The sequence below is a fragment of the Rossellomorea sp. y25 genome (genome assembly GCF_038049935.1).
Taxonomy (GTDB): Bacteria; Bacillota; Bacilli; order Bacillales; family Bacillaceae_B; genus Rossellomorea.
This window is the reverse complement of record NZ_CP145886.1, coordinates 2,174,886-2,198,592: the sequence shown is the minus strand read 5'-3', so window position 1 is coordinate 2,198,592 and position 23,707 is coordinate 2,174,886. Positions and strand designations below refer to the sequence as shown.

Annotated in this window: 22 protein-coding genes and 2 other annotated features; of the genes, 11 read left to right on the top strand and 11 right to left on the bottom strand. The window is 40.1% G+C overall.

Annotation, left to right across the window (positions count from 1 at the left end; all coding sequences use genetic code 11):
* The first annotated feature begins 9 nt into the window (after window positions 1-9).
* From AAEM60_RS10910 to AAEM60_RS10900, 3 genes are all read left to right on the top strand, one after another.
* Window positions 10-825 carry an STAS domain-containing protein gene (locus AAEM60_RS10910; RefSeq protein ID WP_341357909.1) on the top strand — a complete coding sequence of 272 codons (816 nt, stop codon included), beginning with the start codon at window positions 10-12 and terminating at the stop codon, window positions 823-825.
* Window positions 826-1,310: 485 nt separating this feature from the next.
* Entirely contained in the window at window positions 1,311-2,525 is a 1,215-nt protein-coding gene (locus AAEM60_RS10905; RefSeq protein WP_299741202.1) for a S8 family peptidase, read from the top strand.
* Window positions 2,526-2,922: 397 nt separating this feature from the next.
* Complete coding sequence (locus AAEM60_RS10900; RefSeq protein WP_299741299.1) at window positions 2,923-4,530, top strand: M4 family metallopeptidase; 1,608 nt, start codon at window positions 2,923-2,925, stop codon at window positions 4,528-4,530.
* Window positions 4,531-4,736: 206 nt separating this feature from the next.
* Here the strand turns inward: AAEM60_RS10900 and arsC are convergent, their stop codons facing one another.
* The 4 genes from arsC to AAEM60_RS10880 all read right to left on the bottom strand — a co-directional run bounded on the left by arsC (window position 4,737) and on the right by AAEM60_RS10880 (window position 8,521).
* Window positions 4,737-5,156, bottom strand: a complete 420-nt coding sequence (arsC, locus tag AAEM60_RS10895; protein ID WP_341357908.1) for an arsenate reductase (thioredoxin) — start codon at window positions 5,154-5,156, stop codon at window positions 4,737-4,739.
* Window positions 5,157-5,184: 28 nt separating this feature from the next.
* A complete protein-coding gene (locus AAEM60_RS10890; protein WP_299741200.1) occupies window positions 5,185-6,483 on the bottom strand; it encodes an arsenic transporter in 1,299 nt (432 codons plus the stop codon).
* A 14-nt stretch (window positions 6,484-6,497) separates the two neighbouring features.
* Window positions 6,498-6,842 carry a metalloregulator ArsR/SmtB family transcription factor gene (locus AAEM60_RS10885; protein WP_341357907.1) on the bottom strand — a complete coding sequence of 115 codons (345 nt, stop codon included), beginning with the start codon at window positions 6,840-6,842 and terminating at the stop codon, window positions 6,498-6,500.
* 197 nt (window positions 6,843-7,039) lie between these two features.
* Window positions 7,040-8,521: a SulP family inorganic anion transporter gene (locus AAEM60_RS10880; RefSeq protein ID WP_299741198.1), complete on the bottom strand. Its 1,482-nt coding sequence runs from the start codon at window positions 8,519-8,521 to the stop codon at window positions 7,040-7,042.
* A 269-nt stretch (window positions 8,522-8,790) separates the two neighbouring features.
* On the opposite strand from AAEM60_RS10880, the gene AAEM60_RS10875 reads away from it, so the two are divergent.
* Window positions 8,791-9,207 (top strand): universal stress protein, encoded by a 417-nt coding sequence (locus AAEM60_RS10875; protein ID WP_299741197.1) that lies wholly within the window; start codon window positions 8,791-8,793, stop codon window positions 9,205-9,207.
* A 45-nt stretch (window positions 9,208-9,252) separates the two neighbouring features.
* Here the strand turns inward: AAEM60_RS10875 and AAEM60_RS10870 are convergent, their stop codons facing one another.
* Together AAEM60_RS10870 and AAEM60_RS10865 are read right to left on the bottom strand one after the other, a co-directional pair.
* Window positions 9,253-10,302, bottom strand: coding sequence for a M14 family metallopeptidase (locus tag AAEM60_RS10870; protein ID WP_299741196.1), 1,050 nt, complete (start codon window positions 10,300-10,302; stop codon window positions 9,253-9,255).
* A gap of 253 nt (window positions 10,303-10,555) precedes the next feature.
* The gene (locus AAEM60_RS10865) at window positions 10,556-12,037 is read right to left on the bottom strand and encodes a hypothetical protein (protein WP_341357906.1); all 1,482 of its coding nucleotides are present in this window, start codon (window positions 12,035-12,037) and stop codon (window positions 10,556-10,558) included.
* Window positions 12,038-12,357: 320 nt separating this feature from the next.
* On the opposite strand from AAEM60_RS10865, the gene AAEM60_RS10860 reads away from it, so the two are divergent.
* The 3 genes from AAEM60_RS10860 to AAEM60_RS10850 all read left to right on the top strand — a co-directional run bounded on the left by AAEM60_RS10860 (window position 12,358) and on the right by AAEM60_RS10850 (window position 15,819).
* Window positions 12,358-14,133: a dihydroorotate dehydrogenase gene (locus AAEM60_RS10860; RefSeq protein ID WP_299741194.1), complete on the top strand. Its 1,776-nt coding sequence runs from the start codon at window positions 12,358-12,360 to the stop codon at window positions 14,131-14,133.
* Between the two features lie 173 nt (window positions 14,134-14,306).
* Complete coding sequence (locus AAEM60_RS10855) at window positions 14,307-14,615, top strand: PadR family transcriptional regulator (RefSeq protein WP_299741193.1); 309 nt, start codon at window positions 14,307-14,309, stop codon at window positions 14,613-14,615.
* A gap of 13 nt (window positions 14,616-14,628) precedes the next feature.
* Entirely contained in the window at window positions 14,629-15,819 is a 1,191-nt protein-coding gene (locus AAEM60_RS10850; protein WP_299741192.1) for a chromate transporter, read from the top strand.
* Between the two features lie 122 nt (window positions 15,820-15,941).
* On the opposite strand, the gene pssA is transcribed toward AAEM60_RS10850, so the two are convergent.
* The gene (pssA, locus tag AAEM60_RS10845; RefSeq protein WP_299741191.1) at window positions 15,942-16,616 is read right to left on the bottom strand and encodes a CDP-diacylglycerol--serine O-phosphatidyltransferase; all 675 of its coding nucleotides are present in this window, start codon (window positions 16,614-16,616) and stop codon (window positions 15,942-15,944) included.
* Between the two features lie 186 nt (window positions 16,617-16,802).
* Between pssA and AAEM60_RS10840 the strand changes: the two genes are divergently transcribed.
* Window positions 16,803-17,279, top strand: coding sequence for a DUF2062 domain-containing protein (locus tag AAEM60_RS10840; protein WP_341357905.1), 477 nt, complete (start codon window positions 16,803-16,805; stop codon window positions 17,277-17,279).
* A 17-nt stretch (window positions 17,280-17,296) separates the two neighbouring features.
* Here AAEM60_RS10840 and AAEM60_RS10835 read toward each other — a convergent pair whose 3' ends face one another.
* The gene (locus AAEM60_RS10835) at window positions 17,297-17,491 is read right to left on the bottom strand and encodes a hypothetical protein (protein WP_299741189.1); all 195 of its coding nucleotides are present in this window, start codon (window positions 17,489-17,491) and stop codon (window positions 17,297-17,299) included.
* Window positions 17,492-17,987: 496 nt separating this feature from the next.
* Between AAEM60_RS10835 and AAEM60_RS10830 the strand changes: the two genes are divergently transcribed.
* The 3 genes from AAEM60_RS10830 to AAEM60_RS10820 all read left to right on the top strand — a co-directional run bounded on the left by AAEM60_RS10830 (window position 17,988) and on the right by AAEM60_RS10820 (window position 20,687).
* Entirely contained in the window at window positions 17,988-18,212 is a 225-nt protein-coding gene (locus AAEM60_RS10830) for a hypothetical protein (protein ID WP_299741187.1), read from the top strand.
* Between the two features lie 154 nt (window positions 18,213-18,366).
* Window positions 18,367-18,576, top strand: a binding site (T-box leader).
* Between the two features lie 93 nt (window positions 18,577-18,669).
* On the top strand, window positions 18,670-20,397 hold the full coding sequence (locus AAEM60_RS10825; protein WP_341357904.1) for an aromatic amino acid hydroxylase: 1,728 nt from the start codon (window positions 18,670-18,672) through the stop codon (window positions 20,395-20,397).
* On the top strand, window positions 20,394-20,687 hold the full coding sequence (locus AAEM60_RS10820; protein WP_299741183.1) for a 4a-hydroxytetrahydrobiopterin dehydratase: 294 nt from the start codon (window positions 20,394-20,396) through the stop codon (window positions 20,685-20,687). The genes AAEM60_RS10825 and AAEM60_RS10820 overlap by 4 nt, the downstream gene beginning before the upstream one ends.
* 45 nt (window positions 20,688-20,732) lie before the next feature.
* Here AAEM60_RS10820 and AAEM60_RS10815 read toward each other — a convergent pair whose 3' ends face one another.
* From AAEM60_RS10815 to thrS, 3 genes are all read right to left on the bottom strand, one after another.
* Window positions 20,733-21,152, bottom strand: a complete 420-nt coding sequence (locus tag AAEM60_RS10815; protein ID WP_299741181.1) for a GNAT family N-acetyltransferase — start codon at window positions 21,150-21,152, stop codon at window positions 20,733-20,735.
* A gap of 63 nt (window positions 21,153-21,215) precedes the next feature.
* Window positions 21,216-21,944: a UMP kinase gene (pyrH, locus tag AAEM60_RS10810; protein WP_341357903.1), complete on the bottom strand. Its 729-nt coding sequence runs from the start codon at window positions 21,942-21,944 to the stop codon at window positions 21,216-21,218.
* 194 nt (window positions 21,945-22,138) lie between these two features.
* Window positions 22,139-23,362, bottom strand: coding sequence for a threonine--tRNA ligase (gene thrS, locus AAEM60_RS10805; RefSeq protein WP_299741177.1), 1,224 nt, complete (start codon window positions 23,360-23,362; stop codon window positions 22,139-22,141).
* A 50-nt stretch (window positions 23,363-23,412) separates the two neighbouring features.
* Window positions 23,413-23,636 (bottom strand) — a binding site (T-box leader).
* Window positions 23,637-23,707: the final 71 nt, after the last annotated feature.

The window sequence follows — 23,707 nt, the reverse complement described above, 5'->3', positions numbered from 1 at the left end:
AGGAGAAAAATGACTCACCACACAATTACTACATCAATTGGTAATCAATTGATTGAGAGAAAACATGAAGTCGCCAATACCATTTTCTCAGATCTTATAGCTTCTTATCCAACACATTACATAGAAGCAAGAAGAACTGAAAGCCTTCCTTACTTTGAGCAGCTTATCGAACTTATAGGTGAAGGCTTGTTAAGGGGAGAAAATAACTTAGATAAATCAAGTCAGTGGGGAAAAGAAGTTGGAAGACTTGCTTCAGGACAAGGGGTGCCTTTGCAGATGTCCATAAGTAAATCTTCATTATATAAAAAAGTTATTTTAGAAGATATCGTTTTGAACAATGAAGCAGCAATATCTAAAGAAACCTTACTTCAAATCACGAATGATATCGATCACACATTCACCACAATGATTTCTGCTTTCTGTGAAGCTTATAGTGAGTATGCGGAAGAGCAGCTGAAAATATCCGAAGAGAAGTATTTGTCCCTATCCACTCCAGTCGTTCCCATCTTCTCCGACTTGGCAGTATTGCCTCTCATTGGTCAAGTGGATGAAGTACGTGGAGAAATGATGGCAGAGCATGTCCTTCTGGAGTGCAAAAAGCTTTCCATTCATAAACTTATCATCGATTTATCCGGTGTGTATGAAGTGAATCCTTTGTTTCAACAAGGTATCATGAAGTTGATTGATAGTCTTAAATTACTTGGAATCGAGCCGATTTTATCGGGAATGCGCCCAGAAATGAGTATCGAATTTGTCCAGATGGGTATAAATATTTCAAATATGAAAATCTATCAATCATTAAATAAAGCAGTAGAAGCTCATTAAAAATGATCATGCATGAAAGAAAGGACTTCATTCACCGAAGTCCTTTTCATATTAATGATGTTGCCCTCCGCCCCCTCCTTCTTGATGACTATCCTCCTCCATCTATTTTCATTAAAAAACAGGTCCGTTCCTCAATAATTTTAAAATTGATGTTGGGAAAATACGTGACTGTTTTCCTATGGGCATTTTTGTTTTTAAGGGAGTATTGAGGAAAGTTTTCTTGATTCCAGGTGTTTTTTGTATTTGCTTTGATTCACTTTCCTTATATTTACAAATACTGAATTTTCGCCCTATTCTTTTTTTTTGAAGGGTTTGCTAGAATCCTAGTTAGCAAGAATCATATACATAGTTTTCTTTCACACATTCTTAACAATTCTTGTGAAATTTCATAAAAGGGGGTATTTTCGCAAGCAGGCGTTTTGACACTCAATTCATTTGTCGTTGAACCACATTCATTCAAAAAAGAAAAACGGAGGAATGCTATTATGAAGTTTAAAAAAATTGCTGCTTTATCTTTAGCTGCATCACTTGCTCTAGTCCCTAGCTTCGGAGGAAGTGCCTTTGCACAAGATCAAAACCCTCTCGAGAAAGCTCCTCAGAAGACATCTGTCAATAAAAGCCTTGAAAAAGGCAGTTATGTAAAAGGTGAAGTTATTGTTAAATTCAAAGATGGTGTGACCAAGTCTGAAAAAGGAAATACCCTTAAAAAAGTGAATGCATCTGCAGTAAAGGAAAAAGATACTTCGAAAAAGCCATTTGAGGTATTAAAAGTAGGAAATGTTGAAGCAACTGTAAAAGCATTAAGCAAAAACCCAAATGTAGAATACGCAGAACCGAACTATACCTTCTCGGCTACCTGGACCCCAAATGATTATTACTACCAAGGCTATCAATACGGACCCCAAAACACGTATACACCTAGTGCATGGGATCTTGCACGCGGGAGCAGCGGACAGGAAATCGCCGTTCTTGATACAGGTGTAGATTACAATCACCCTGATTTAGATGGTAAGACGATTCGTGGTTATGATTTCGTCGACAATGATTATTATCCAATGGATTTAAACGGACATGGTACACATGTAGCTGGTACGGCTGCTGCTGAAACGAACAACGGAACCGGGGTTGCCGGTATGGCCCCTAATACAAAGATACTTGCCGTTCGTGTATTAGACGCTAACGGAAGTGGATCGCTTGATGATATCGCGGCAGGTATTCGCTACGCTGCAGATCAAGGCGCAGAAGTTCTGAACCTTTCCCTGGGTTGTGACTGTAATACTACAACGTTAAAAAGTGCAGTTGATTATGCTTGGAACAAAGGATCCGTCGTCATTGCCGCTGCTGGAAATGACGGAGTATCAACAACGTTTGAGCCAGCTTCTTATCCTAACGCAATTGCTGTAGGAGCAGTTGATTCCAGAGACCGTAAAGCTTCTTTCTCAAACTATGGAACATGGGTGGATGTAACCGCACCTGGAGTTGACATTGCTTCTACCGTACCTAACAATGGCTACTCATACATGTCAGGTACATCGATGGCTTCCCCTCACGTTGCAGGTTTAGCAGGATTACTTGCAGGGCAAGGACGAAACAATGTTCAGATCCGTCAAGCGATTGAACAAACGGCTGATCCGATCAGCGGTACAGGTTCTTACTTCCAGCACGGAAGAATTAACTCTTATGATGCTGTAAGATACTAATAAGTAGTAAAGCACCCCTAAACCTATTGGTTGAGGGGTGTTTTACAATTATTGAATCTACTTCCCCAACAAAATTAAAGAAGTCAAATGCTATGAGACTTGAAAGTTAACAAGATTGATAATCTCCTGGATGGCCTGGACTAAACCCCTCACCTTTTATAACCCGACCGACTATATGAAATATGCCCCAAATTTAAATAAAAGTATTTTATCTTATAAAAAGTTTCGTTTTTATGAAAATTTTCCTGAATAGGACCATTAGTTGTCTACTCTACACCCTCAAAAAGTCCTGCATTTTCTCAATACCGTCTTCTTCTTACCTATGATACTCTATTTTTGACAGAATTTTTAGAAAAAAAGAGGAGGAATCGGTTTGAGAAAGAATAAAATCATTAGCATGGGGTTATCCGTCGGTCTACTGTCTGGAATGATGGCAACTGGGAGTTTAGCTGCACCATCGGAAAATGCTCTCTTTCAAATGAATAAAAAAGAAGGAACACCGGAATTTGTTTCGGGACTATTATCTGCTCCATCCGGAAAAAAGGCAGAGACCATCGTTCTTTCCTTTTTAGAGAAGAACAAGGCAAAATTCAAGCTTTCTGATGAGAAATCGGACGAGCAGTTCAAGGTGTTGACTGTTGAAAATGATGAACTTGGAAATAGAGTCGTTCGCATTCAGCAAACTTACCATGGGGTACCTGTTTGGGGGTCCACACAGTCAGCAGTCGTAAAGGAAGATGGTACACTTCAAGCTTTTTCCGGTACTGTCGTAGCTGACCTGGATCAAAAGATCACCTCATCAAATAGGAAAGTGAACGCGAAAAAAGCCTTAACGATCGCTAAGAAAGATCTTGGAATCGATCCAAAATTAGAGAAAGAGGCTAAACCGGAACTGGTCGTCTACACAGATGGTGATTCTGCTTCCTTTGCATATTTCGTAAACCTGAATTATTTAGAACCGTCTCCTGGTAACTGGAACTATTTTATTGATGCGAAATCTGGAAAGATATTAAATAAATACAATGACATGCATGAAGTAAGCGGAACAAATCAAGTAGGAACCGGCAAGGGCGTAATAGGTGACACAAAACCGTTGAACACAACCCTTTCAAGTGGCAAGTACTATTTGCAGGATAATACCCGGGGCAATGGTGTGTATACATACAACATGAACAACCGTACCTTCTTCCCTCAATTCTTCTTACCGGGCACTTTGTGGTCAGATAGCGATAATATACTAAATGCTTCATATGATGCTCCTGCTGTTGATGCTCATTATTTCGCAGGTGTCACGTATGACTTCTATAAGGATAACTACAATCGTAATTCCTATGATAATCAAGGCGCACGCCTGGTCTCTTCAGTTCACTACAGCAGCGGCTACAATAACGCCTTCTGGAACGGATCTCAAATGGTGTATGGTGACGGGGATGGCACAACATTTGCCCCACTTTCAGGAGGCATCGACGTTGTGGCCCATGAATTAACTCATGCGGTGACAGACTTTACTTCTGACCTTGTGTATCAGAACGAATCGGGAGCCTTAAACGAAGCGATTTCAGATATTTTTGGAACATTGGTAGAATACGAGAATGGATCGAATCCGGATTTCGAGATTGGGGAAGATATTTATACACCTGGCACATCCGGTGATGCCCTCCGCTCCATGAGCAACCCTGCTAAATATGGTGACCCTGACCACTACTCTAAACGTTATACCGGTACAGGGGATAATGGAGGTGTTCATACAAACAGTGGAATTATCAACAAGCAGGCTTACCTATTAAGTGAAGGTGGTAATCATTATGGAATAATCGTTCCCGGAATTGGCCGTGAAAAGCTTGGGGATATTTATTACCGTATGAATACAGTGTACCTGACAGCTTCCTCAACCTTCAGCCAGGCAAGAGCTGCAGCTGTCCAGTCTGCAACCGATTTATATGGAAGCACGTCTGCAGAAGTAAATGCTGTGAAGCTATCATTTGATGCAGTAGGAATTAACTAAAGAGTTTGCCAGACCAGCAGGGATTTTGTCCTTTGCTGGTTTTCTTCGTTGGAAATTGTTCATTCATCATCAAAAAAAGCCTGTTACTAAGTACAAAAAGCACCCAGAACAGGCTTATTCTATTTAGGAAGACCTTAACAACAGCCGCTATTTCCTATTGGGCAGGTCATTAAAGAATGCCATGAGGTCAGTCCCTCTATTTCTGTTCACTTCCCAGTCTCAGCGAATGTTTTGATGCGATCGCTGATTTCATCACGAACGCGTTGGAAGAATGCCCATTTCTCTTCATCCGTTCCTTCCGCTTTTGCCGGGTCATCAAAGCCCCAGTGCTCACGCTTGACATGAGGAGGGGTCATTGGACATTTATCAGCTGCATCACCACAAAGAGTGACGACTAAATCCGCATTGTTCAAAATTTCAGGATCGATAATGTCAGAAGTTTGGTTTGAAATATCAATTCCCGCTTCTTTCATTGCTTTTACTGCATTAGGATTTAATCCGTGCGCTTCAATACCTGCACTTTTCACATCCCACTCTTCTCCTAAATGATGCTTTGCCCAACCTTCTGCCATTTGGCTGCGGCATGAGTTACCTGTACATAAGAAGTATAGTGTTTTTTTAGACATAATAATCGAGCTCCTTTTGTTGTAAGTTTTAAGATATGATCATTAACCAGATATATAAACCAATAAGGGTAATGAGTAATGTTGGTACGGTTAAAATAATTCCTGTTTTAAAATATTGCCCCCATGAGATTTTTACGCCTTTTAATGATAAAACGTGTAACCATAAGAGGGTTGCCAGTGAACCGATCGGGGTAATTTTCGGACCAAGATCAGAACCGATGACATTGGAATAAATAAGGGACTCACGAATAACTCCTGTAGTGTCTGTATCCATAATCGCAATCGCATCGATCATAACGGTCGGCATATTGTTCATGACCGATGACAGTATCGCTGCAATGAAGCCCATGGAAATCGTAGCGACGAAAAGTCCTTGATCAGCTGCAACTTGGATAACGTCCGTTAACACATTCGTCAGTCCTACATTGCGCAAACCATACACTACCACGTACATTCCAATCGAGAAGAATACAATCGCCCATGGAGCACCTTTAATGACATCTTTCGTGTTGACGGCTGAGCTTCTCCTAGCCATTAGTAAGAAGAAAAACGACACAATACCTGCGATGATCGATACTGGAATGTGCAGTGATTCACTGATAAAGTAACCAACAAGCAAGATACCAAGCACAATCCAGGATAGCTTAAACATACGCTGATCTTTAATCGCTTCAACCGGTTTTTTTAGCTGGCTGGAATCATAATTTTTTGGAATGCTTTTTCTAAAGAACAGATACAGCACCAGGATGCTTGCAATCAATGAGAAGAAGTTTGGAATGATCATTCTTGATGCATATTCCACAAACCCGATATCAAAGAAATCGGCCGACACGATGTTCACAAGGTTGCTGACGACAAGCGGCAATGAAGTCGTGTCGGCAATGAATCCACTTGCCATGATAAATGGAAACACCATTTTTTCTTCAAAATTCAAGTTTCTCACCATTGCCAAAACAATCGGAGTCAATATCAACGCAGCTCCATCATTCGCAAAAAATGCTGCGACAACCGCTCCTAATAGGGAAACGTACACAAACATTTTGACGCCATTCCCTTTTGCTGCCCTCGCCATATGTAAAGCAGACCATTCAAAGAATCCAATTTCATCTAAAATTAAAGAGATAATGATAATAGCAATGAATGCTAAAGTAGCATTCCATACTATTCCTGTCACAGCCATAACATCCTGGAAGTCGACAACCCCTACAATTAAGGCTAGAACCGCTCCTCCACAGGCAGACCAGCCAATGGACAATCCTTTTGGCTGCCAAATCACAAGTATCAATGTGGCGATAAAAATCATGGTAGCTAAAAATACTGAAAACATGGGAAACCCTCCTCCTAATGACAAGAAATGCGTAATCCTTGCTTTTCTAAAGTTGTTAATCGATCATCCTGATTAGGCAAGTGTTCTAACAAGCTTTGAACAAACGGATACGCTTCACTTTCTTTGTTAAGAGAGTAAAAGACCCATTGACCCCTTCTTAATTCCTTCACAAGTCCTGCATCTTTCAATTTACGAACATGCTGTGAGATGGCAGGCTGACTCATTTTGAATATCTCGACAAATTCACACACGCAGCAGTCATTGGACTCTAATAGTTTCACCATAGTAAGACGGGTTTTATCCCCTAGAAGCTTTAACATTGTTGCCGCCCTTTCTATTTCTAGCATTGATGTAAGCATGTAAACACCTCCTCAAGTGCCAATATTATTAGCATATTATTATTTACTTATATTAAGGACAATAAGAACCATTTAAAAGGTTCATATATAAGTTGTTTCTTATATAATAAAATGCTTATATGCTTATTTCAAGTGAAAGTTTAGTAAAGTAGAAAAACTCTTAATCAAAATGACCAAGAGTTTTTCTAAATATCCCACTAATGATTAACCACTTTACCTAGTCCACCCGGCTTGTTATGCACAGCCAGTTTTTCTATTAGCCTATTACTTTCAGCATTTAAACCTGTTACATTTGCCCTTACACCATTTTGATGATATTTAATGACGATTTTATCAATTGCCCCTACCGCTGAGTCATCCCATAAGTGTGCATGAGTTAAATCTAGAGTTACTTCTTTTACATCTTCATTGAAGTTGAAGCTTTCAACAAATTCTGTTACAGAAGCAAAGAACAATTGTCCTGAAACACGATAGACTTTTTTATGCTTATCATCGGATATCATGCTCGTAATCTTCACTTTTGAAATTTTTGATGCAAAGAAGATGGCACTCAAGATAATTCCCACTAGAACTCCTTTTGATAAATCATGTGTCAATAGGACAGTTATTACGGTCGCTAACATTACAACCGTATCGGTTATTGGTGTTTTATGAATATTCTTTAAAGAAGACCAGTCAAATGTCCCAAATGACACCATAAACATTACCCCAACAAGGGCAGCCATTGGAATTTGAACTAAGAAATCATTCAGGACGATAATAAGGATCATTAAGAAAACTCCCGCAACAAAAGCAGACAATCTCCCTCGCCCGCCTGATTTTACATTGATGACGGATTGTCCGATCATCGCACAGCCTGCCATACCACCAAAGAAACCTGACACAATGTTGGCAATACCTTGCCCTCTTGCCTCCTTATTTTTATTACTCGTTGTATCAGTCATGTCATCTACAATAGACGCAGTTAAGAGTGACTCGACCAATCCAACAATCGCGATCGATAAAGAATAAGGAAAGATGATTTGCAGAGTTTCAAATGTAAATGGGATGTCAGGAATCAAGAATATGGGCAATGTTTGAGTTAGTTCACCCATGTCTCCCACGGTACGAACCCCACTTCCTGTTACAACAGCAAAAATCGTAACCGCGATAATGGCCACCAATGCTGAAGGCACAGCTTTTGTGAAACGTGGAAGGATGTAAATGACTCCAAGTGCTGCTGCAACCATTGCATACATGATCCATGATTCACCAACAAAATGAGGTAATTGTGCCGAGAAAATAAGGATTGCCAAAGCGTTGACGAATCCTATCATAACGGAGCGTGGTACAAATTTCATTAAACGCCCTAGCTTCAGGACACCCATGACAATTTGAATCACACCCGTCAGGATCGTAGCAGCAAGTAAATACTGGAGACCATGATCAGCTACCAGAGTCGTCATAAGCAAGGCTGTAGCACCCGTTGCAGCTGAAATCATTCCTGGACGTCCACCCACAAATGCAATGACTACTGCGATACAGAAGGAAGCGTACAATCCTATCATCGGGTCTACTCCTGCAATAATTGAGAAGGCAATCGCTTCCGGGATCAATGCCATCGCAACGACGATACCGGACAGTACATCTCCTCTAACATTTCCAAACCATTCATATTTAATTTTTTTACTTAAACTCATAATGCACCTCTTCCTAATTATCTATGACTTTCAACTCTCATGAAAGTCGGGGCCGTTTAACACAAAGGACATTATATAATGGATCATTTGATTTGTGAAATGATAATGAAAGCGCAATCATACAGTTTTATCTTCCTATTACTCTGGATTTCATCCATAATCTGATCCAGTTCAAATACGTGTAAAATATATCTTAGATATCTATAAAGGAAATTGAATAAAAATATAGAACTTAATACGAAACGCTTTCATCGGATGGAGGAAATGCAATGTTCAAACACATTCTTCTCGCAACAGACGGGTCTGAACACTCTTTAAGAGCAGGAGAAAAAGCGATCGCTCTCGCAAGATGCCATGAAGGCTCTAAAATAGCTATTGTTTATGTAGTAGACGGGAAGCAATCAAAGGAAGATGTTCTTAACCATTGGGGACTGGATGCAACAGACAAACGGAAGCAGAAACTGCAATTGATAGAACAAAAAGCCAAACGTGAAGGCATCGACTATGAGATTATCTTTTTACACGGAGAACCAGGTCCAGCCATTGTTGAGCATGCGAACAAAAACAACTTCGATGCAGTAGTGATTGGAAGCCGTGGATTAAATGTATTTCAAGAAATGGTCTTGGGAAGTGTAAGCCATAAAGTCGCTAAAAGGGCTAAATGTCCCGTGATGATCGTGAAATAGAAAAAGACTTCCTAATAGGAAGTCTTTTTCTATTTATTTATATTTTTATTCACTTTCACTACGATTATATGAGCTTTCAGGAAGCGTATCCCAGAAAGAAGTATCCGCATTTTCAATTGACCCGTCAGCAATGGCTTTTGCCGTAGCTTCTAAACTAATAACAGCTTGCTTGATAAGGTAACCATTACTCTTTTGACCCAGAACATAATCATCGCGGTAATGATCAGCCATTCCCCTCATTTCAAAAAGAAGGGTTGCAATCCCATATTCTACCGCCAGTCCGTTGCGGCTAATCGTCGGTGCTGTGCCACCGATGTATTTTGATAACGTACCGAATCCACGGCTTTCCACCGTGTTATAAAGGACTGTACCAAGCTGTTTTGATTTCTCCACTACTTCAGGATCCACTTCATCATTTGTAGGATAAAGGATAGATCCTGATACGAGTTCATCTGTATCTCCAAGCGTTGTTTCGGCTCCTTGATGATGAAGATCGATCATATAATCAGGCTTGTATTTTTGAAGAACGTTTTTATGAAGAGCTTGTGTTTCCGGTTGTTTCCGGTCCACATGATCACGATTTAAATCGACTTCGTTCGCATTGTAGCGGGTGTGAGTTCCCGATACATAATCCTCCAAGGAGAAATTAACGTCCCCTTCTGCTCCATCCACATTTAATCGCGGAGCAACCAATATATTTACGTTCTCAAGCATTTCTTTTACTTCTTTTGAGTTCGAAGTAAGATGCTTGATGAACTGAAGGGCACCTTCAGTCGTCAATGTTTCGTTCCCATGCTGCTGAGTTAAGTAAAGGATTGTAGGGTTGTTATCATTGGTTCCAAATTTCGCAAGATAAAGATCTCGTCCTTTGACGGATTGACCATACACTTCTAATGATAGAGCATTTGATCTCTGATCTAATTGTTGAAGCATGCTCACCATTTCTTCATAATTATGAAGTCGCTCGTTTTTGATCGTCTCGTTCCCATTATATCCTGGACCATTTGCAAGTGCAGATGCGCCCGGTGCAGAGAAAGCGATTCCTGATGCTACTAACACACCCGAAAGTGCACCAACCATTAATTTCTTTTTCATTATGTATTCCTCCTTTTATTTCGACTCCCTAATTTATTTAGAGATTAATGGATTGAAACCCTTTTCCATTTGCAAAAATGAAACATTAGAACTGAAATACGGAACTGCGTGTGGATAAAAGTTCCTATTACTTTTCTGAAATTGTTGACTTTTGTCAAACTAATGGAGGGAGACTATTTGTTCAGTCCCGCTTTTCCATTAAAAAAGAAGCTAATGGAACATCAGCTTCTCACCTAAAGTATTTCAACCTATCCTACTGTCCATAAACGGCCCCTGAAGCATCAACGTAAATGGTTTTAATGAAGGTTCTTTGGAACGTATTTTTGTCACCGCTTCCTTTTACATCAATGGTCACATTATAAACTCCTTCTCCAAGTTTCGGAAGTTTTAATGAGTCGTTCTTTGTTTTCACCTTACTCTTCTTCAACTTACCATCCTTATAATATTCAATAGTCATGACTGGTCTAAGGTTTAGCTTACTTTCCTTGGCTTTCAAGCTGATTTCATCCTGTGCTAAATGGATACTCAAAGCATCATTCATCACGCTTTCAAAAGACACATGTAAGAGATATTTTTCTGCTGAAGACGACGATGCGTCAACCGTCCATTCCCCTGGTGCCGGATCTTTAACAGTAACAGTATGATGATACGCACCGTTAAAGTATTCACTTTCATCCTTTTTTACCTTGAAGATTGAATTTGCTTTTTGACCAGGATCTTTAAGGATTAATTGTGATGAAGAGCTATTGCTTATCCAATCAAATGTTACGGACTTAGCCCCCTGTTCAACTAAGACCTTTTCTAGTTTCTTTCCACTATATTCGCCTCCCCTAATATAAGAGGCAGCGCTTTCTGCACCTTTTCTCTCCACAACACTTTGAGCGTTAAAGCCTGACGTTTTGGTCGCTTCATTCAAATAATCTTTGAACAAATTAAAGGTAGAGGAACCTTCTTTGATAGTGAAGTGATCCCAGCCCCCAACTCTCAATTCTGTGCCATAGGGAAGTCTCGAACTATTTACTGTAACGGCACCATCGTTGCTTCCATAAGCACTAAGATACAATCCACCCCAATAAAGAGAGCTTCCGAAGCTTCCCCATTTTGTCCCGCCAAACGTATAGATCGGATTTCTATTTACATTAGGACGATGATCCGTTTCAGAGCGAAAATAACTCATATATCCTGTTTGCAGTGAATAGGTGGCGTCATTCTTACTTCCCAGAATACCTGTCAACCATCCTGCCCAACTGCTATAAGCAAGATCTGCCAGTTGAGAACCATAATGTGGCGTGGAAAGGGTGATCACCCTTGAGACATACGGATAGGCGCCATAGTGTACAAGTGCTGATTGCGTATCGATGCCCCCTTTACTGTGGGCCACAACTACTACCTTTTCACCGTAATAATCGTATATGTTGCGTATTTTCTGGGCCAGGAGGGCACCGTTATCCCACATATTCTTTGTTGGATACAGATCGATAAAAGCGGTTTCATAACCATTTTGAAAGGCTGTGTCATACATATTATTTCCATTCCACCATGTGTTAGAAGAGCTATTTAATCCGTGAACAAAGAGGATTGGATGCTTGGAAGGGGCCACATACGAGGGAGTTGTACCTACATACCACTGTCCGGGAACTCCAGAAGGATCATCACCCCCGAATGAACCTGCCTGGCTCCAGGACGGCAGCAATAAAAATAGTGCAAAAACGCTCATACAAATCTTTTTAATCATACACTCTCTCCTTTTCCATTGAAATAAACCTGTAAAGTATATCGACGGAATCTAGAAGATATAACTGATGTAACAGAATTCGGGAAGAAAGAACTAAAATATGTTCACGAGTCTGTTTTTTCACATAAACAATCATGATTAAGATCCTGAATCTTAGTCATTTCTATATCACGCTATTTCCTTCCAATAGCTTTCACCAATATTTGAATCATAATAGTAATTCGTATGTCCACGTAACCAACTTCTTCTCTAAATCCCCCCCACTCTATGAAAATCCCTGTTAAAATGATGGTATTACAATAAATTGCGAGGAATGTGTTATGCCTGATTGGTCCTATCACAGAATATTCAAACCCGTTTTATCCAAACTCCCTGCTCATATGTCGAGAGAGTTTATACATAGAGGAATGAGTACAATCGCTTCTCTCCCCCTTGGTCCTCACATTATCAATTTTTTGGGACGAGAAGAGTGCCCCCCTCAACTTAAAATACAATTTAATGGGATAGAGTTTGCCAATCCTGTTGGTCTATCCGGTAAAATTGACCCGTTACTAACCGGTACATCTGCATTTACCCATTTGGGATTTGGCTTTATTGAGGTTGGTCCGGTAACGATACAGCCAACAGAATCGTACCATCCCATTACGAATCATAATGAGCAGCGTATTCAGTTTTCGGATCCCCCCGAATCCATTGGATTAAAGAAGACTATAGAGAAATTAAGGAAGATTAGAAAAAGACAGCCATTCATCTTACGCTTGTCGGGGACACCTCAAGAAATAACCATTATGATGGAACAATTAGATGTATTGGCAGATGGTTATATTGTCGAAGGTGATGAAATTCACCCTACAATACAAAGTAACAAACCGATTTTCATCTCAAATCCAACTTTAGATCTTCTCTATAAATTGAGCGTTGAAGATATTTCAGGAATCGTTGTGGAAGAAGATGAATTCAAGACTCTCCTCTCAACTATTCGTACGTATAAAAAGGCAATCCCAACTCTCTCAATCATCACTTCAGGTGGAGTTCATGAACCAGGTCAGGCGCTATCTCTACTGGATGCAGGGGCAAGCCTCCTTCTTCTTTCAGATGGATATGTCTTTTCAGGTCCGGGCTTGACCAAACGCATTAACGAAGCATTGCTGGATGATTTGAACGATCAGATCCCCCCTCAAAAGGGATGGAAATCTTACTGGTATTTTGGTTTATTTATTTTTATAGGAGGACTCTTAGCCTTCCTATTTAGTTTAACTTCAGTGATTCTGCCCTATGATGAACATTATTTGGGGATGAAGAGGGAATCGATTGCTGGATTCAACGACCGGATTGTAAAATTTATGGCTCATGATCGGATGACGTTAGCAGGTACAATGATTTCTGGAGGGATAGTGTATATGCAGCTCTCCTTCCATGGTGTTAAAAGAGGTCTCCTATGGGCCAAACGATCAATAGACATTGCTGCCATTACAGGATTTCTGGGAATTTTCCTATTTATAGGGTATGGCTATTTTGACTGGCTTCACCTTTTATTTTGGTTCGTTTTGCTACCTTTTTACGTATATGGCTGGATTCATACAAGGGGGATAAATGGAACTCCCTCATCCCGAAATCGAAGAAATCATAATATATGGATGCAATCCCTGTATGGTCAGCTTGCATTTGTCGTACTTGGATTTTCTTTTGTTCTTGGTGGTCTTGTCATTTCTTACTTTGGGGTTACTTCTGTTTTTGTTCCCACGGATCTTCTTTACCTCTGTATGCCACCGGAGATTCTTCATGAGTTCAATCAGAACCTCATTCCCGTTATTGCACATGATCGAGCGGGATTCGGCAGTGCTTTACTAAGTGTGGGATTACTAGTCTTAACTCTCTCACTTTGGGGCTTTCAGCAAGGAAATAAGTGGGTTTGGCAGACCCTTCTGATAGGGGGGCTTCCTGCCTTTATTTCGGGCATATATATTCATTTTGCTATCGGGTACACCTCGTTTACCCATCTTCTGCCCGCCTACTTTGCCATTGGCTTATTTTTGATTGGCTTAGTCAAGACCTATTCATTTTTTTATCATGATAGAGATATTGGTGAACGTTAGCTGTATCCATTGCGGATATGGCTTTTTATATTCGTAAATACCTTTTGTTAAGAGTTTGTAAATTTGCCGTCAAACCTTTGAATCAGCACGCTTTTTATGTTACAGTCTTTGTGTAGAATTTTGATATCGACTTTCGATATTGAATTTCGATTTGAATAGTAGGAGGTGTTTACTTGGAAGACAAAGTATTACGGAAACTCTTTCTAGGGTTTATCCAGATCCATATACTCCATCATGCCAAAGAAGAGCCTATTTATGGGACGTGGATGTTAGAAGAATTAAGAGAACATGGATATAGCATAAGCTCCGGTACACTGTACCCTATTCTTCACTCAATGGAGACTGACGGACTACTAACAAAAGAAGAGAAAAACGTGGAGGGAAAGATCAGGAAGTATTATTCCACTACAGATAGAGGCAATAAAGTACTCAGTGAAGCACGAGATAAAGCTTATGAGCTATTTAAAGAAATTAAAGACTAACAAAGAAGGTGAAATGATAATGAAAACATCTAGAAGTTTAAAGACCCTGATTGAAATACTGATTATTTCAACAAGACTGGGCCTTACTTCATTTGGTGGGCCGGTTGCCCACTTAGGATACTTTCATGAAGAATATGTTCGCAGACGAAAATGGATGGATGAAAAAAGTTACGCAGATCTGGTCGCTCTTTGCCAATTTCTCCCGGGTCCTGCTAGCTCTCAAGTTGGAATGGGCATTGGTATCATGCGGGCAGGAGTGCTTGGAGGAATTGTTTCATTTTTAGGCTTTACACTCCCTTCTGTCATTGCATTGATTCTATTCGCCATCATTCTTCGAGAATTGGATGTGGCAGATGCCGGGTGGATACACGGGTTAAAGATTGTCGCAGTTGCAGTCGTTGCTCATGCTATTTTAGGAATGGCAAAAAAGTTGACGCCTGATTTAAAACGAAAAGCGATTGCATTGTTTACTTTAGTGGTTATTTTATTATGGCAGACAGCGTTTTCACAAATCGGGGTCATTCTTCTTTCAGCTTTCATTGGATTTTTACTCTTTAAACAACATAAACCCGACGAAGAAGCCGGAATTGACTTCCCGATTACTCGTAGATTCGCAGTGATTTGTTTAGTTATATTCTTCGGATTACTATTTCTTCTTCCGTTCTTAAGGGAATTGACCTCCCTTGAATGGATCGCTTTATTCGATAGCTTCTATCGTTCCGGGTCATTGGTTTTTGGTGGAGGTCATGTTGTCTTGCCTCTGCTTGAACGGGAGTTTGTTCCTACCGGATGGTTAACGGAAGAAGCGTTTTTGGCAGGGTATGGTGCAGCCCAGGCGGTTCCAGGTCCTCTCTTCACCTTTGCAGCTTATATTGGTGCTGTAATTAATGGATGGAAAGGCGGAATACTTGCTACTTTCGCTATTTTTCTACCGGCTTTCCTACTCATTTTAGGGACTCTCCCATTCTGGGATTCTCTCCGTAGGAATCCTAAGATAAAAGGAGCTCTTATGGGAGTGAACGCTGCTGTTGTTGGAATCCTGATTGCAGCCTTCTACCATCCGATATGGACTTCCTCCATTCTTGCTCCCCAAGACTTTGCCTTTGCTGCGGTTTTGTTTAGCATGCTGGTCTTTTGGAAACTTCCACCTTGGATCGTCGTGGTGACAGGAGCAGTGGGTGGACTCGTTATGGGTTTTATATAATTCATTAAGTTGATTTTGTAAGGGACCTGGTCCTAGCATTTTGATATTATGGTTTTAAGGAAACGGTTTTGCACAGTGGTAAATAAAAAATGATCCAGGCAATGAATGCCTGGATCATTTTTTTATCTCTTAATAAATCGATACGTCAGATATGCGATATACAGTGGTGTGGCGATGTAAATCAAATAGGGAAACTCCTCATAAGTCCCTTTGTAAATGACGAATAGTAATGCTCCAATGAAGAGCGTCACGATTGTTCCGTATTTAGGTAAAGGCACTTCCTTGAGACTGGGGATTCGTATACGGCTCACCATGAGAAAACACATTGCTGTGAAAATGACCGTTGTCACGATATTTGGAATAAAGTTTCCAAAAAGGGTGAGAATCGCAAGGATTCCACCTGCTGCCGTAATCGGGACACCTACGAAATAATGAAGAGAAGATTTCGGCGGACTGGTATTAAATCTCGCCAGTCGATAAGCACCGAATAATGGAAATAACCCTGCTACGATAAACCCTAATAATCCAAATTGAAAGAAATATGTATAATACACAAGAAAGGAAGGTGCGACTCCAAACGTGACAATATCAGCTAATGAATCTAATTCCTTTCCTAGTACACTATCAGCTTGCAGCATTCTCGCCAATCTGCCGTCCATACTATCTAGCATCATGCCAATGATAATTAGTATTGCTGCGTTTTTAAATTGTCCGCTTGCGGCAAACCCAATTGATAAGAAACCGCAATACAGATTTCCCAACGTGACCATATTGGGTATTTTTTTCGTTAGTTTCATCTTTTATCCTCGCTCTGCCAAAAATTCTGTTACTACTAGCATATCATGTTCCTCAAAATCATAAAGGATTGTCTTAAAAAATTGATTAAAACTTTTTATAAAAGTACTTTTTTCCATTTACAATCTTGCTAATTAAGCCATACTATAAAATGAGTAACAAAGTAAACGATTACTGGTGATGATTTCATGATTAGAAAAAAGCTTAGAGAATTCAAATGCCTTACTTTAAAACTTTTACGTCTAAAAGATAATGCTCACAGTATTGCATTAGGATTCACGGTCGGTTTATTAGTGAATTTTGTTCCTTCCTTTGGTATAGGTCCAGTCATATCAACGGCGTGTGCAAAGATTTTTAAAGGAAATCCATTCGCTGGATTAGTAGGTGGAGTCTCCTTGATTTGGGCGTTCCCTTTATTTTTCTATCTGAATTTTCTTGTAGGCCATCTATTCTACCCTATTAATGTAGTCGTTCCTTCTGTTGAAACTGTTGACTCCGCAAGTGAAGCAGTAGGCTATGGTCTGCAAATTGGGAAGGCGTTCTTTATTGGGATGTTCATTAATATTCCTTTATTTGGTACCTTTACCTATTTGGTCATGAATTCCATCGTTAGAAGATACCGTGAGTCTATGCTTACATTCGTTCAGAAGAAATGGGATTTATAATTATTTCAATTCTCTCTTTAACAACCAGTAACAGTAAAGATCGTAGTACTCTCCCATGAAATAATGCTTTTCCCTGAATATTCCCTATTTTTCAAATCTGAGCTTCTCAAGTAAACCGATGGAGGAATGATTTTTCGGTGCTCCATAAGCGTGAATTCGATTAAGTCGTAAAGAAAGCCATGTTTTAAACATTTTCCAACGGCTTTACTCATATACCCTGCCCCCCAGAAATTCCTCAGCCAAATCGTACCCGATTTCAGCAATATGATTATAGTGATCCCATAAATGAAATCCCACGGTTCCCACTATAACCTCCATCCACTTTTCTTATGATCCCCCAGCGATTATGGTTTTTGTTTTCATCATCATATGTATTCCACTCTATATAGTTCTTGGTTGCTCTATAAAACAACTCCTCGTCATAGGGATACTTACATACGTTTCATTAGAATACAAATCCAAGATAAAAGGTGCATCTTTTAAGTGAAGTTCATTTAAAGATAAACGGCTTGTTTCCAAATCAGGAAAATGTCTCACTCTAATCCTTCTTTTATATAAAATGATGAAACTCTTTCAGGTTTATATTCGTATATTCTTGTATAAAGATTCTATCTTAACATTACCACACTATATACTAATCCACCTCGTGTTTTGTTATAATTTAACTATTAAGTAACGAAAACGATTAGGAGAAAAAGGAGGATTGTCATGACTGGAACCATTGCTGTTATCATGATCTTTTCAATACCCATCCTCGGAATCATAACGGATCATTTCCAAAAACAATCCAAGCTAAAACAAAAAATGATAGAAGACCAACTCGAACTGGAAAAACTGAAACACGAAAATTTTGTGATTGAAACGCAGAAAATGAGACTCGAATTAGAACAAATGAAACTTCAGGACCCGAAGGAAAAAACGCAAATTCTATAAATTAAAAACGCCAGTATTTCCTGGCGTTTTTATCTATCTGGCATTATTGATTCAAGGCCACTTGAGTTATATTATTTATACTCCTTAAAAATGCCGCTTGACTTTAACGCTTAAAAGCGTTTAAGATATAAAGCATCTTGATCATACATATTTGTGAAGAGCTGTGATGGATTTGAAGTAGTGATCTCCTCCCTGTTATAGAGAGCTAGTGGTGCTGGGAACTAGTACATAGGAAAATCATGAATTACGTTTCTTGAGCTTCTTGTTCTGTAGTGGAACAAGACGGTTATTGTCCGTTATCAATTCGAGTGGTAGGCAATTTGCTTACAACAAGGGTGGTACCGCGATCTTTTTCGTCCCTGCTGATTTATTCAGCAGGGATTTTTTGTATGTATCCACTTTCGCGCATAAAAGCGTTTAAGCGCTAAATAACATCTTGAAATAAGGAGAATTTAATATGAACCAAACCATTCCAAGTCATTTACGCCAATTTGTAGCTGAACAGCATTATCATTCATACACTCCTATCGATCACGCCGTGTGGCGTTATGTGATGAGACAGAATCATCACTTTCTTGAAGATACCGCACATGAAGCTTTCACTGAAGGATTAAAAGCCTCCGGTATTAACATAGACGAAATTCCTAAGGTAAGTGATATGAACAGGCACTTAGGGAAAATTGGCTGGGGGGCTGCAATTGTAGACGGTTTGATCCCTGGCACAGCGTTCTTTGATTTCCAAGCTCACGGTATTCTTCCGATAGCTACAGATATTCGTCAAAAATCGAATATCGAATACACCCCTGCTCCTGATATATTGCATGAAGCAGCCGGACACGCTCCCATTCTGTTTGATGAAACCTATTCCCGATTTGTAAAGATAATCGGCAATATAGGAGCAAACGCTTTTGCCTCTGAAGAAGAACACGAAGCATTTGAAGCAACCAGGCATTTATCCATTGTAATGGAGGATCCAAGCTCCACTGAGAAAGAAATTGAAGAAGCAAAGCAGATGTTAATTAAAAAGCAAGAGGCCGTTTCCGGTCTATCTGAAGCAGAACAAATTTCACGAATCTTTTGGTGGACAGTGGAATTCGGTTTAATTGGTAATTTTCATCAACCGAAGATCTTCGGTGCAGGACTGCTTTCATCGGTTGGAGAAAGCAAGCACTGTTTATCAAGTGAAGTGATCAAAAGGCCATTCACCATCGAAGATGCCATCCATACTAGCTATGATGTTACCTCCATGCAAACTCAATTATTTGTTTGTGAAAGTTTCGAACAACTCATTGAAGAAGTCGAGAAATTCGGAGAGACCATGGCTTTCCGTAAAGGTGGAACAGAAGCTATAGAGAAAGCGATTCATTCTAATCAACTTGCTCATATCGAATACAATTCAGGATTACAAGTCACCGGTATCTTCAAAGAAGTCATAAAAAATGAGCATGGTGAAGCTATCTACGTCAAAACCGCAGGACCTACTTCACTTTCCATCCAAAACGAGCAACTGGATCATCACGGGACAGATCATCATGCTGATGGCTTCGGTGCACCTATTGGTATCCTTCAGGATGGTACCATTCTTGAGAATCAGACCGAAGCGGTTTTAAGGAAGCTTGGCATTGAGATGAATAAAATAATGCAAATCACATTTGATGGTGGAATTGAAGTCTCTGGACATGTGACGAATCTCGTCTTTCACCATCATCATCTTGTTCTCATATCAATTGATGAATGTATGGTGACTTTGGGTGAACACGTTTTATTCCATCCTTCATGGGGAACATACGATTTGGCAGTAGGCAGTGAAATTGTTTCAGCACGGCCACATGCGGCAGATTATGATGCTTTCTTCGGAGAAGACCCTCTTATCAAAGAAGAGGATGGCAGATGTCATGATCTTACACCATTGGACAGTCTCTTCAGAGAGGTCAGAGAACTGAGAGAGGTAGCCTTTTCCAGAGATCTTATTCATAGTATAGTAGGAAGGCTGAAAGAGGATTTCCCTGAAGAGTGGCTGCTTAGACTTGAAGTTATCGAACTACTGCAGATTCACGAGCCGGGGTCTCAGTTAAAGGAAGAGCTTCTGAAAGACTTATATGCTTTAAGTAAGCAGGATCGGTTTGCACGTCTCATTCAAAATGGCCTAGATGTCATGTATGGAAGGAAAGGAGTTATGGTATGAAGAAGTTAAGTGAAGCTGCCATTTCTCATAAACTTGAAACTCTTGAGAAATGGCGCATTAAAGAAGAGAAATGGATTGAACGGCGCTATCGGTTCAAAGATTACCTTGAAGGAATACGGTTCGTCAACAAACTGGCAGAGGCAGCCGAGCAAGTGAATCACCATCCTTTTATAACGATTCAATACAAATTGGTTATTGTAGAGTTGACTTCCTGGAGTGAAAATGGTCTGACAGATTTGGACTTCGATGTGGCCACTCAGTTTGAAAAGCTCTATAAGGAAATGGTGTAAACAAAGAGACAGTCACACGTGGCTGTCTCTTTTCTTCAATGCCCCCTAATCCAAATACTCACCCGTCAAACTTGAATTCAAATATCTAGCCATACCCGTTTTCAGTTTCTTCATTCCATGTTTTCTATAAAACTCTTCATTACCGGTTGTTGAGATTAATTGAACGCAAGAAACATCTTTTAACTGCTCTAATAGGTCACTCATTATGAGACTTCCGATTCCGATTTTTTGATACTCTAGATGAACGACCACATCATATATTGCGGCATTGAATACGCCATCCGTAAGGGCTCTTCCAACTCCAATGATCCTACCATCACTTATAGCGAAAGATACTATATCACTTCTTTGAAAAACCTTGGTAATTACTTCATTTGAGTGCTTCAACCATCCTGCTGACTGGTACACTTCACATATCTCATCCAGCTTATTCGAATCAAATTTGTGATAAATATTGATCTCCATTATTTTTCACCTTACCTATCCCAATCCGATCATTTTCATAAAATCATAGTTATCTTCATCTTCTCAAAGTCTTGTCTCTTCATGATTAATAAGTGTTCCCCGCTTCTGACCTGAGCATATTTTCTCCATGATTCCTGCCTGGTCGAAATTAAAAATGTGTACAGGGAGTTTATAGTCCCTTGCTAAAAGCAGAGCTGATTGATCCATGATTTTAATATTATTCGTTACAACGTCATCATAATTTAAATTATGGTACATCTTCGCCTTTTTATCCCGTTTTGGGTCACTTGTGAAAACACCATCTACTCCCTGCTTTGCTACCAGGATGGCCTCACTATTCGTTTCGATTGCTCGCTGAACGCTGGGGTAATCCGTCGTTACGAAAGGTTGACCGTTTCCTCCACCGAATATGACAATGTATCCTTTGTCAAGATGGTGAACGGCACGAAGGCGAATATAAGGTTCGGCAACCGTTGATACTGGGATAGAGGTCATCACTCGAACTTCTTTGTCGGTCTTACTTTTCAGCACACCTCTAAGCATTAAACTGTTGATGATCGTTCCAAGAGTACCAATGCTATCAGCTTCTACCCGCTCAATCCCCCAAGTATCTGCCAGACTTCCTCGAAATATATTGCCCCCGCCCACAACTATGGAAACTTCAATCCCCATATTGACGATCGACATGATTTCGCCTGCAATGTGATCAAGCTCTTCAGTGCCAAAATTATTTCCTTCCTTATCCGCCAACGCTCCACCACTTAATTTAATTAACACACGCTTGTATCTCATCACTATTCCTCCCCTGGACATAAAAAAAGAACTAAAAAGGGAATGAATACCCTTTTAGTTCTTTTTATAGGAGAAGAAATGCTGAAATATGATTGATGATTGATTAACATTCCTTCTCCCCCTCTCGCACTATTCAGAATTTTCCTTCTCTCATTGTATAGAAAATACAGGAAATGTTCAAGTGGATTTTTGAATTAGTTGGCCTTACTACCCAAGCCATTTACCTCTTCTTGTAATTTCACCATAACCTCATTTAACTCCAACACACCTACGTTTCCTTCCTTTCTCTTACGTAACGAAATAGTATCACTTTCGACCTCCTTATCCCCTATTATCATCATATATGGAACTTTTTGCATCTCTGCTTCTCTGATTTTCATACCGACTTTTTCTACACGATCATCGATTTCTACCCTAAACCCTTCTCTTTCTAATTGAGACTTCACACTTTGAGCATATTGGAGATGTGCGTCGGAGATCGGAAGGATTTTGACCTGGTGGGGAGCTAACCAAAGGGGAAAATCTCCTCCGAAATGTTCAATGATGATTGCCATAAAGCGTTCGATTGAACCGTAAATGGCTCGGTGAATCATAATCGGTCTGACTGCTCCATTGTCTTCGCCAATATATTCACACTCGAATTTTTCAGGCATTTGGAAATCAAGTTGGACCGTACCACATTGCCAGCTTCGCCCAAGAACGTCCAGTATATGAAAGTCTATTTTAGGCCCGTAGAAAGCACCGTCTCCTTTATTGATCTGATAATTGACTCCTCTCTCTTTCAATACAGCTTCCAGATCTCCTTCGGCTTGATCCCATAATTCGACGGAGCCCATAAAATCTTCCGGCCGAGTCGAAAGCTCGACCTTATAGTCAAACCCGAATTTACTATAGAAAAGATCGATAAGATCCAATACTTTATGAAGCTCCGACCGAATTTGATCTTCCCTAACAAATAGATGAGCATCATCCTGAGTGAAGGAACGGACTCTCAATAATCCGCTTAATGAACCCGATAGCTCATGTCGATGAACTAATCCCAGCTCAGCGTAACGAAGGGGTAATTCACGATAACTTCTTCTCTTGCTTTTATAGATCAAGACTGCCCCTGGGCAACTCATTGGCTTGATTGCATATTTCTGATCATCTACCTCTGAGAAATACATATTCTCATGGTAATGATCCCAGTGCCCCGACTTTTCCCATAGCTCCTGCTTCATCATAATGGGAGTCCTAATCTCCTGGTATGCTGCTTTCCGATGTTCCCTCTTCCAAAAGTCTTCTAACTCATTACGTAGTAGCATCCCTTTCGGTAAATAAAAGGGCATCCCTGGTGCTTCCTCCATCGATACAAACAGCTCCAGCTCCTGACCTAATTTCCTGTGATTTCGCTTTTCCACTTCAGATTGAATTGACATTTTGTCTCCTCCTAATCATTTTTTCATATAAAAAACCGCATTCATCCCTGTCAAGGGACGAATGCGGTCGTGGTACCACCCTAATTCCGAAGTGCTGAACAAAAGCCCTCCGCTCAAAGTTGATAACGGTTTTCCCGATTATGGATACTGACATTTCACCATAATAGCTCCAAGGTGGTAAATCATTTCCTTTTCTTCAGGGCTCTCAGCCATGTGACCCTGTTCTCTGGTAAGAAAAGCAGTAAATGATTCGTGTCCTCTTCATCACTTTTTATTCAATTAATAAAAAAACCGCACCCATCCCTAACCAAGGGACGAGTGCGGTCGTGGTTCCACCCTAATTCC

Bases quoted from the DNA above. Each gene is read 5' to 3' on its own strand.
- AAEM60_RS10910 (WP_341357909.1), top strand. From the start codon at position 10: ATGACTCACCACACAATTACTACATCAATTGGTAATCAATTGATTGAG.
- AAEM60_RS10905 (WP_299741202.1), top strand. From the start codon at position 1,311: ATGAAGTTTAAAAAAATTGCTGCTTTATCTTTAGCTGCATCACTTGCT.
- AAEM60_RS10900 (WP_299741299.1), top strand. From the start codon at position 2,923: ATGGGGTTATCCGTCGGTCTACTGTCTGGAATGATGGCAACTGGGAGT.
- arsC (WP_341357908.1), bottom strand. From the start codon at position 5,156: ATGTCTAAAAAAACACTATACTTCTTATGTACAGGTAACTCATGCCGC.
- AAEM60_RS10890 (WP_299741200.1), bottom strand. From the start codon at position 6,483: ATGTTTTCAGTATTTTTAGCTACCATGATTTTTATCGCCACATTGATA.
- AAEM60_RS10885 (WP_341357907.1), bottom strand. From the start codon at position 6,842: ATGCTTACATCAATGCTAGAAATAGAAAGGGCGGCAACAATGTTAAAG.
- AAEM60_RS10880 (WP_299741198.1), bottom strand. From the start codon at position 8,521: ATGAGTTTAAGTAAAAAAATTAAATATGAATGGTTTGGAAATGTTAGA.
- AAEM60_RS10875 (WP_299741197.1), top strand. From the start codon at position 8,791: ATGTTCAAACACATTCTTCTCGCAACAGACGGGTCTGAACACTCTTTA.
- AAEM60_RS10870 (WP_299741196.1), bottom strand. From the start codon at position 10,302: ATGAAAAAGAAATTAATGGTTGGTGCACTTTCGGGTGTGTTAGTAGCA.
- AAEM60_RS10865 (WP_341357906.1), bottom strand. From the start codon at position 12,037: ATGATTAAAAAGATTTGTATGAGCGTTTTTGCACTATTTTTATTGCTG.
- AAEM60_RS10860 (WP_299741194.1), top strand. From the start codon at position 12,358: ATGCCTGATTGGTCCTATCACAGAATATTCAAACCCGTTTTATCCAAA.
- AAEM60_RS10850 (WP_299741192.1), top strand. From the start codon at position 14,629: ATGATAATGAAAACATCTAGAAGTTTAAAGACCCTGATTGAAATACTG.
- pssA (WP_299741191.1), bottom strand. From the start codon at position 16,616: ATGAAACTAACGAAAAAAATACCCAATATGGTCACGTTGGGAAATCTG.
- AAEM60_RS10840 (WP_341357905.1), top strand. From the start codon at position 16,803: ATGATTAGAAAAAAGCTTAGAGAATTCAAATGCCTTACTTTAAAACTT.
- AAEM60_RS10835 (WP_299741189.1), bottom strand. From the start codon at position 17,491: ATGAGTAAAGCCGTTGGAAAATGTTTAAAACATGGCTTTCTTTACGAC.
- AAEM60_RS10830 (WP_299741187.1), top strand. From the start codon at position 17,988: ATGACTGGAACCATTGCTGTTATCATGATCTTTTCAATACCCATCCTC.
- AAEM60_RS10825 (WP_341357904.1), top strand. From the start codon at position 18,670: ATGAACCAAACCATTCCAAGTCATTTACGCCAATTTGTAGCTGAACAG.
- AAEM60_RS10820 (WP_299741183.1), top strand. From the start codon at position 20,394: ATGAAGAAGTTAAGTGAAGCTGCCATTTCTCATAAACTTGAAACTCTT.
- AAEM60_RS10815 (WP_299741181.1), bottom strand. From the start codon at position 21,152: ATGGAGATCAATATTTATCACAAATTTGATTCGAATAAGCTGGATGAG.
- pyrH (WP_341357903.1), bottom strand. From the start codon at position 21,944: ATGAGATACAAGCGTGTGTTAATTAAATTAAGTGGTGGAGCGTTGGCG.
- thrS (WP_299741177.1), bottom strand. From the start codon at position 23,362: ATGTCAATTCAATCTGAAGTGGAAAAGCGAAATCACAGGAAATTAGGT.